Here is an 8,752-nt window from a genome sequence, read left to right as displayed (position 1 = left end):
CTGATTTTAAAGCTGTTTTTTTGATGAATCAGCAGCCAGATCTTATGCTCAGCCCGGCTTGTTTAATACTTATCTTTCTCTTTTTTCAAAGCTTCTTTCTGGCTTTTATAATTTTTCTTTAAAGCTTCCTTTTGTGTCTTTCTCTGACTGTCGCTTAAGCTCTTATTATTATCAATCTGTTTTTTATCATTTTCATACTTTTTTTCCAGATTGTCAATTCTATTTTCTATCTGTTGCTTTCTATCATCTTTAGAATATCCGTTCTTCTGCCTGTAAGCCTCATTATAAGCACGGTTATCTTCTCTTTGTTTTGCAGAAAGCTCTCTTTTCTTTCTTCCTTTTTCTTGTCCGGATAGTGTACGGTCCTGCCCTATAGCTCTGTACTGTTCACCATATTCCTTGTTCATTTGTTCCTGAGTCTTCTGAGCAGAAACACCTACTGATAAGCCTAGGGAAAGAAGGCTTAACACTAAAATTTTGTTCATGACATTTATATTTTTAAAAATTAACTTCTCAATGATTTGTTCCTTATCAAAATCAATTATATTAAACATAAAATTGATTATCATAAATAACTATCATTAAATAATTAATAACTAGTATGCACATTCCGTACCACAATTTAAAAACAGTCTTCTACGCTCTGCAGAGCATCTTTTAGTTGATTACCATAAGGTACTTTGCCTCATTAGCCAATATATTTTTTAGTTTTCACTTCAATCTCTGATCCTTCTGCAAGCATAGCAGAAAGTGGAACTTGATGATTTAAAGATTCAAAATCTTTCCCATATACCTTTTCAAAATCAATTTCAATATGATAATCCTTTACTTTATAATGGTTCCATTGAGGGTGTACCACTTCATATTCTGAAGTTTTATTTTTTTGTTTGGTAAAACCGAAATAATGTTCTGTAATAAATTCAAATTCCGATTCCGGAACCATAGGCAGCTGTTTATGTTCGGCTCTAATTTCAATAGAATGCCAACTTTTATCTTTCCAGGAATACCGGATGAGTAATTCATCTTCCTGACGATGAATCCTATTTTTCATAGGCATTGTCTGATAGCTTTCTTTATAAATAGAATTTGCTACAATACTTAATGCAGGTTTAGGAACAATTTCTTTAATAAAAACCACTCCTCTTTTCCAGACATCATTTTCTTTTTTCTTTACATAAAATCTAAGGTTAACTTCCTCAAAATTCCGGTGAAAAGGAATAGAAAGGCCTAATAACCTTGTATTCAGAAACATAAATCCCACAAGGCTTATATAACATTTACCCTGATAAAAGTCTAGTTCTGTTCCTTGCGGAAGATAGGGTAATAAAATTTCAGGATTGATTTCATAATTAATAATTGCCAGTTTTCGCCATTCTGCTTTTAAAAAATTCATAATTCTGCTGTGTTTTTAATACTGTTATTTCTTTCTAATAAAAAGTCTGTAAGATATCGGGTAAGGAAAATCTGATTAAAAAGCTTTCCTAGGATTCCAAAAGGGGATTCAAAATCAAAAACATCGATCATAAGAGTATGTCCGCCCTCCTCTTTGAAAATATGCCGGTGATGTAAGGATTTAAAAGTGCCATTCAGCATGATATCTGTAAACTCATAAGGTTTCTTCATATTGATGATCTTTGAATTATGGGTTTGATATACTCCCGGATGTTTTGCCCGCCAGGTCACCGTTTCATTATTTTCAATCAGCCCGCTTGTCCTGCCTGCAATAGCTTTCTCTTTGGTTTTTGAAGTGGAGCGCTGATGCAGGTCAATATCTCTGGCTAGGTCAAAAACAGTATTGATATCAGCGTTAATAATGGTTTCTAAATAAATTCTTGGCATAATAAAAGTTTAAAGATTTAAGAAATCAGCTTTTGTTCTTTTTGAGGGTTTAAAAAGAAGTTTCATGAGTATTCTGAATAAGAAGTTTTTCATTTCGAATAGATTGATAACGGTTATACACCAAAGTCTTTTTCTTCATTTCCCTATAACAATCGATTACATACAGCACCGCCATAACCGGACTGTAAAAGAAAGCTAAAATCGGAAATATTAAGCATATCATGCTGATTACATCCGTATTTCCAAAAAGGACAAGTCCCAAAAACGATGGATATACAGGAATGATAAAAAGCCCGTAAATTTTAAATAGCAAAGATTTATTACCTGAGTGAGATAGACGAATCAGATAACTTATCAGCTGCGGAATACCCACTCCAAAATAAAACAAAATGAGAAGATCTCCATTTCTGGTATTCAGGTCTATAAGGACTACACAACTAATAACCAGTAATAGTATTAATTGGATGTAAAAATCACATTTAAAAAAAGTTTTCATAATTATCATTATTTTTATATTTTCAGTAATTATTGAAAATTAATTACAAATAAAAAAGGATTTAAATCCTCTTCTACCTACTTCAAAAGATTCGTAATTTTACCTACCAGCCAGTGATCATCACTCTTAATCGCAAGATCCATTATACTAAAAACTTTTGCGGTTACGTTTTCCATCTCACTCATTAAAGCGGTAAACTCTTTTGCTTCTTTTGTATCTTCATCCACATGTTTCAGCTCTGATATGGAATTTAATACGGGTTCAATTTCTCTTTTCTTTCTTTCCTTTACCAATTGCTTAAAAAGAAACCACTGATCACGTTCTGCAAAAAAATATTCTTTCCGGTCCCCTTTCACAAGTTCTTTACGAACGATCCCCCACTCTATAAGGTTTCTGAGATTCATATTGGCATTTCCTCTTGAAATCTGTAAAGCTTCCATTACCTCATCGGTGGAAAGAGGTTTTCCTTCCGCTAAAAGTAAAGCGTGAACCTGAGCCATGGTCCTGTTGATTCCCCAGTTGGTTGCTAGCGTTCCCCATGTCTGAATGTACTTTTCTTTAGCTTCTGAAAGTTTCATTTTCCGTTGTTTTTTAATTCATTACAAATGTAATTATAATTTTTGAATTTTCAATAATTATTGAAAATATTTTTTTAATTTATTCCCATTACTACCTTTTTAATTATTCAAACCACTCAAAATAATTTACTTGATCATTTTCAAAATATATTTAAAAAATTCATGTAACAAATCGTTAATATCAGCGACTATTTCTATATAATCTCTATGTTAATGAAGAATAATAAATTAGCCGCACTGCTTTTGGTTTTATCAACCGGAAGTATGATGTTTGCTCAGGACGACCTGATTAATAAGTTAAAAAACAATCATTCTCAAAATGCTAACTTCCAGTTCACATCTTTAAAGGATGTTGGTGCGACTTCGGTAAAAAACCAGGGGTCTTCAGGAACCTGTTGGAGCTATTCCGGGAATTCTTTTCTGGAATCCGAAATGCAGCGTATGGGCAAAAAACCAGTGGATTTAGCAGAAATTTTCACAGCCCGAAATTCTTATCACGATAAAGCCAAATTATATGTTCTTAACAACGGAGCAATCAGTTGGGGAGACGGAGGAGAACTTCATGATGTGATCAATATGTATAAAAAGTATGGAGCTGTACCTCAGGAAGCTTATACAGGATTGAGACCAGGACAGACAACCAATAATTTCAAGGAAATGCAAGGAAAGCTGAAACCAATATTAGACAGCTTGGTGGAAGCTTCTTCTAAAGGTAAGCTTTCTGATAACTGGATGTCTTCTGTAGATGCTATCCTTGATGAATATCTTGGAAAAGTTCCTTCCAGCTTTACCTATGGAGGGAAAAATTATACTCCAAAAACATTTGCTAAAGAAGTTGTAGGAATCAACCCGGAAGATTATGTTGAATTATCTTCTTATAAAGATTATCCATACTATCAGAAATTCGTAGTTCCGATCCCTGATAACTGGAGCCATGATTCTGACTGGAATGTACCTATGAAAGATTTAACTGCTATTATTGATAATGCTGTTAATAAAGGATATTCTGTAGGGTGGGCAACAGATGTGTCAGAACCTTATTTTTCATATAAAAACGGAGTTGCCTACGTACCGGACGTTGATCTTGAACAAATTACTCCGGAAGTAAAAAAAGATCTCTTCAATGAGCCTAAAAAAGATAAAGCAATTACTGAAGATATGCGCCAGAGAGCATTAAATAATCTTTCCACTACAGACGACCACGGAATGCATATCGTAGGATTAGCTAAAGACCAGACCGGAAAAGAATATTATATGGTTAAAAATTCATGGGGTGTAACCAACGATTTTGAGGGTTATCTGTATGTAACAAGACCGTATGTAGAATATAAATCCACTGCAATTTTAGTTCATAAGAATGCGATTCCAAAAAATATTTTAAAGCAGCTAAAGCCAAATAAAAATATAGGTTTATAAGCAATCACTCTGCCTCAGGCAATTGATATATTTATATTGTTAAAAAGACTGCTCTCAGAAATCTGAGAGCAGTCTTTATTAAGATGAATAGATAGAAAATATTTCTTTTAATATAAAGTCTGTAAGCTTTCTGCTGAAAAATCAGCCAGTTCGTTAAACTTTCCTTCTTTTACTTTTTTCACCCACTGATAATCATTCAGAATAGCACGACCTACTGCTACCAGATCAAAATCTTCACGGTCAAGTCTTTTTAACAATTCTGATAAGTCTGCAGCTTCGGATCCCTGTCCGGCAAACGCACCCATGAAATCACCATTAAGACCTACGGAACCCACTGTAATTGTTGGCTGACCTGTTATTTTCTTTGCCCAACCTGCAAAATTCAGATCGGACCCTTCAAATTCAGGTTCCCAGAAACGACGCTGTGAACAATGGAAAATATCAACTCCTGCTTCTTTCATAGGAACCAGCCACTCCTCCATTTCGTTAGGAGTAAGTGCCAATCTGCTTTTATAATCCTGCTGCTTCCATTGGGAAAGACGGATAATAATGGTAAAATCATCCCCTACGGCAGCTCTCATCGCTTTAATAATATCAACAGCAAAACGGCTTCTTTCTTTTAATGTTTTTCCTCCATATTCATCAGTACGCGTATTGGTCACTTCCCAAAAGAACTGATCAATAAGATAACCGTGAGCACCGTGAATTTCCAGACAGTCAAACCCAAGATCTTTTGCCGATTTTGCGGATGCTGCAAACTGTGCAATCGTATCCTGAATATCTGCTAAACTCATTGTGGCAGCTTTTTCCATAGGTATTGCCGGATATTCCTCGGACATTCTGGTGTCTCCTACATGCCATATCTGAGGACCCATTTTTCCTCCATTTTGATGAACACTGTCTATTACATTTTTCCATCCCTGTAAAGCTTCGCTTCCATAAAAGTCAGGAATTCCGGCAAGATTTTTAGAGGCACGCCTGTTAATCACCGTTCCTTCTGAAAGAATTAATCCTACTTCTGAAGCGGCTCTTCTTGCATAATAATCTGCTATCGCCTGTGTAGGTACTCCATTGTCTGATTGTCCTCTTGTCATAGGAGCCATTACCACTCTATTTTTAAGCTGAAAATTTTTATAACTGAATGGTGTGAATAATTTTTCTGTACTCATTTTGTAATTGATTTAATTTTAACTTAGCAATTGTTACACAAAGTAACTAATAATAGTTCATTTTTGTATCCTTTATTAAAAAAAAGTGGTAACTTCGCGGTAACATACATTAGTAACATCAAGGTAACGATGGAATCAGCTCAATTAAAAATTTCCTTAATATGAAAAAAAATGAATTAATGCAATACAGCTGTCCCCTGAGAAAAGCGATGTCTGTTTTGGGAAGCAAATGGAAACCGATTATCGTATTGGTCACTAAAGACAGGAAGTTACGTTTTGGTGAGCTTGCTGCCCGGATTAATGTCATTTCAAGAAAGGTTTTAACAGACCAACTAAGGGAAATGGAAACGGATGGTTTAATTATCCGTGAGGAATTTAAGGAATTACCTCCGAGGGTGGAATACAGCCTTACAGAAAAAGGACTTGCTCTTCTCCCTATTTTTTCCATGCTGGAGGAATGGGAGGCTAAATATCAGAATAAAGAACTGAAAACTGAACAATGTAACTTAACGGATAAAGAAGTTAAAAAAGTGGTTAATCTTTGATATTCACAAATTGAAATAATCAAATAGTTTTAATTAATAAAAAAAGCTGCGGGCTTTCAGAAATCTGAAAGCCCGCAGCCTTTTTATTGTATTAACTCCAATTAAAATATCGCCGGATATTTCTGAGGATTTGTTTCATTAAACATAGCATAGATCTTTTCAACCATATCATCTGTTGATGGTTTACTGAAGTAATCTCCATCACTCGCATAAGCCGGACGGTGATCATTCGCAGAAATAGTCAATGGATCAGAATCCAAATACCTGAATGCTTTTTGTTTTTCGAGGATCTGCTGAAGAATGAACGCCGAAGTTCCTCCTTCCACATCTTCATCGATAACTACCAGTCTGTTCGTCTTTTTCACACTCTCTACAATCTCATGAGAAAGGTCAAATGGGATTAATGACTGAATATCTATTACTTCTGCAGAAATACCTAATTTTTCTAATTCATTGGCAGCTTCAGTTACAATTCTCCATGTAGAACCATAAGTAACTAACGTAACATCTTTCCCTTCTTTTGTGACTTCTATTTTTCCTACAGGAACTGTAAATTCACCTAAGTTATCAGGTTGTTTTTCCTTTAATCTGTATCCGTTCAGACATTCTACAATTACCGCCGGTTCGTCTGCCTGAAGCATTGTGTTATAGAATCCTGCAGCTTTAGTAAGATTTCTTGGCACCAATACTAAAATACCTTTTGACAGATTAAGAATACCTGCCATCGGGGAACCTGAATGCCAGATCCCTTCCAGCCTATGTCCTCTAGTTCTGATAATTAATGGGGCTTTCTGACCTCCTTTGGTTCTGTACTGAACCGTTGCAAGATCATCACTCATTCCCTGTAAACAGTATAATATATAATCCAGGTACTGAATCTCAGCAATAGGCCTTAAACCTCTCATTGCCATACCGATTCCCTGTCCTAAAATCGTAGCTTCCCTGATTCCTGTATCTGCAACACGTACAGCTCCATATTTCTCCTGCATTCCTTCCAATCCCTGATTCACATCACCGATATTTCCTGCGTCTTCTCCAAATACTAAGGTTTCCGGATATTTTTCGAAAATTTTATCAAAATTATTTCTTACCACTACTCTTCCGTCCACATCCTCTGAACTATCGGAATATACTGGTTTAATTTCCTGTACATTCGTAGCCTTCCATTGAGACTGGGAATATAAATGGGAAGAATAATTATCCTTTTCTATTTCAAAAATTTCATTGTATTTCTGCATTAGCTGGTTTCTTTCCGGAGAATGCGAACCTCTTGTTGCCAATAATACTTTTCTTACCAGATGAAATACATCCTTTTTTCCCTTAGAAATCAGTTTACTATATTGGGAAAGGTAATTTTCAATTTCAGAATTTTCATTTTTAAGACTTTCTACCAATGGCAAAACAGAATGAGACAAATCTAAAATAGCTTTCTGATAATATTCCCAAGATGCTTTCTGACCAGCTTTTACAATTTTCTTAGCTTCATTGTCTATGGAATCCAGCTCTTCAGAAGTAGCTAAAACTTCTTCTTTCCCATCGATTTCTATGGAGTAATTAAGAATCCATTCCTTAAATTTAGCTAAACCGTCAAATTCAGATTCCCAGGCTAAACGTTCTTCACTTTTATATCTTTCATGAGATCCAGATGTAGAATGACCCTGTGGCTGAGTTACTTCCACCACATGAACAACAACAGGAACACTTTCTGTTCTTGCAAAATGTTCGGCTTTCGCATAAGCATCCAATAATGCAGGATAATCCCATGCTTTTACCTGAATAATCTCACAACCATGTTTTCCCTCTTCTTTTCTTTGAAAGCCGCTCAACATTTCAGAAATATCAGCTTTTGCTCTTTGATTTCTTGTGGGAACCGAAATTCCATATCCGTCATCCCAGATAGAAACAATCATAGGAACCTGAAGTGCACAGGCTGCATTTAACGTTTCCCAGAAATGACCTTCTGCCGTAGAAGCATCTCCAATTGTTCCGAAGGCGATTTCATTTCCTCCTTTTGAAAACTTTTCGGATCCTTCGAATTGTACACTTTTATATACTTTGGAAGCCTGAGCCAATCCCAATAATCTAGGCATCTGCCCTGCAGTCGGAGAAATATCCGAGGAAATATTTTTTTGAGCCGTAAGATCTTTCCAGCTTCCGTCTTCATTTAAACTTCTTGTAGCAAAATGTCCGTTCATCTGTCTTCCTGCAGATGCGGGCTCTCTTTCCACACTTGTATCTGCATATAACTGGGCAAAGAAACTTTCGACAGTTAGAGCATCTACTGCCATCGCGAAAGTCTGATCCCTGTAATATCCGGAACGAAAATCCCCATTTCTGAAAACTTTTGCCATGGCCAACTGCGGTAATTCCTTACCATCACCGAAAATTCCAAACTTAGCTTTTCCGGTAAGCACTTCTCTTCTTCCTAAATAAGACATTTCACGGGAAATTCTTCCCAGTTTATAATCTTCTAGTATTTGATTTTTGAAATCCTGAAAGGAAATCTGTTGGGTTTCAATATATGTTGTTTGCATAGCTATGGATATTCTACAAATATAAAAATTTTTGGTATTCGCGAATATACACTTTTTAAATTAATTTTAATATTTGATAATGTTTTTTAAAAATTTGATAATAATAATTTTTGTACATTACTTTGAATAAAATAATATATTATGAAAAAAAAATCCCCCCATATATTGAATGCAT

At 35.3% G+C, this 8,752-nt stretch carries 9 protein-coding genes; 2 read left to right on the top strand and 7 right to left on the bottom strand.

From position 1 onward, the window contains the following. Window positions 1-62: 62 nt before the first annotated feature. The 5 genes from Q0A18_RS13365 to Q0A18_RS13345 form a co-directional block, all read right to left on the bottom strand. On the bottom strand, window positions 63-485 hold the full coding sequence (locus Q0A18_RS13365) for a hypothetical protein (RefSeq protein WP_292010650.1): 423 nt from the start codon (window positions 483-485) through the stop codon (window positions 63-65). Between the two features lie 203 nt (window positions 486-688). Beyond that, complete coding sequence (locus tag Q0A18_RS13360) at window positions 689-1,393, bottom strand: DUF2071 domain-containing protein (protein WP_292010649.1); 705 nt, start codon at window positions 1,391-1,393, stop codon at window positions 689-691. Beyond that, on the bottom strand, window positions 1,390-1,839 hold the full coding sequence (locus tag Q0A18_RS13355; protein WP_292010648.1) for an SRPBCC family protein: 450 nt from the start codon (window positions 1,837-1,839) through the stop codon (window positions 1,390-1,392). The genes Q0A18_RS13360 and Q0A18_RS13355 overlap by 4 nt, the downstream gene beginning before the upstream one ends. 49 nt (window positions 1,840-1,888) lie before the next feature. Beyond that, complete coding sequence (locus Q0A18_RS13350; protein WP_292010647.1) at window positions 1,889-2,335, bottom strand: hypothetical protein; 447 nt, start codon at window positions 2,333-2,335, stop codon at window positions 1,889-1,891. A gap of 77 nt (window positions 2,336-2,412) precedes the next feature. Beyond that, the gene (locus Q0A18_RS13345) at window positions 2,413-2,913 is read right to left on the bottom strand and encodes a MarR family transcriptional regulator (protein ID WP_292010646.1); all 501 of its coding nucleotides are present in this window, start codon (window positions 2,911-2,913) and stop codon (window positions 2,413-2,415) included. A gap of 213 nt (window positions 2,914-3,126) precedes the next feature. On the opposite strand from Q0A18_RS13345, the gene Q0A18_RS13340 reads away from it, so the two are divergent. Further along, window positions 3,127-4,329 carry a C1 family peptidase gene (locus Q0A18_RS13340; protein WP_292010645.1) on the top strand — a complete coding sequence of 401 codons (1,203 nt, stop codon included), beginning with the start codon at window positions 3,127-3,129 and terminating at the stop codon, window positions 4,327-4,329. A gap of 107 nt (window positions 4,330-4,436) precedes the next feature. On the opposite strand, the gene Q0A18_RS13335 is transcribed toward Q0A18_RS13340, so the two are convergent. Then, a complete protein-coding gene (locus tag Q0A18_RS13335; protein ID WP_292010644.1) occupies window positions 4,437-5,498 on the bottom strand; it encodes an NADH:flavin oxidoreductase in 1,062 nt (353 codons plus the stop codon). Window positions 5,499-5,659: 161 nt separating this feature from the next. On the opposite strand from Q0A18_RS13335, the gene Q0A18_RS13330 reads away from it, so the two are divergent. Beyond that, a complete protein-coding gene (locus Q0A18_RS13330; protein WP_292010643.1) occupies window positions 5,660-6,043 on the top strand; it encodes a helix-turn-helix domain-containing protein in 384 nt (127 codons plus the stop codon). A gap of 101 nt (window positions 6,044-6,144) precedes the next feature. Here the strand turns inward: Q0A18_RS13330 and Q0A18_RS13325 are convergent, their stop codons facing one another. After that, window positions 6,145-8,577, bottom strand: a complete 2,433-nt coding sequence (locus Q0A18_RS13325; RefSeq protein WP_292010642.1) for a thiamine pyrophosphate-dependent enzyme — start codon at window positions 8,575-8,577, stop codon at window positions 6,145-6,147. Window positions 8,578-8,752: the final 175 nt, after the last annotated feature.

The sequence above is a fragment of the Chryseobacterium sp. genome, assembly GCF_022712095.1.
Taxonomy (GTDB): Bacteria; Bacteroidota; Bacteroidia; order Flavobacteriales; family Weeksellaceae; genus Chryseobacterium.
Note: the sequence above shows the minus strand (reverse complement) of the source record. Positions and strands in the feature narration are given on the sequence as shown.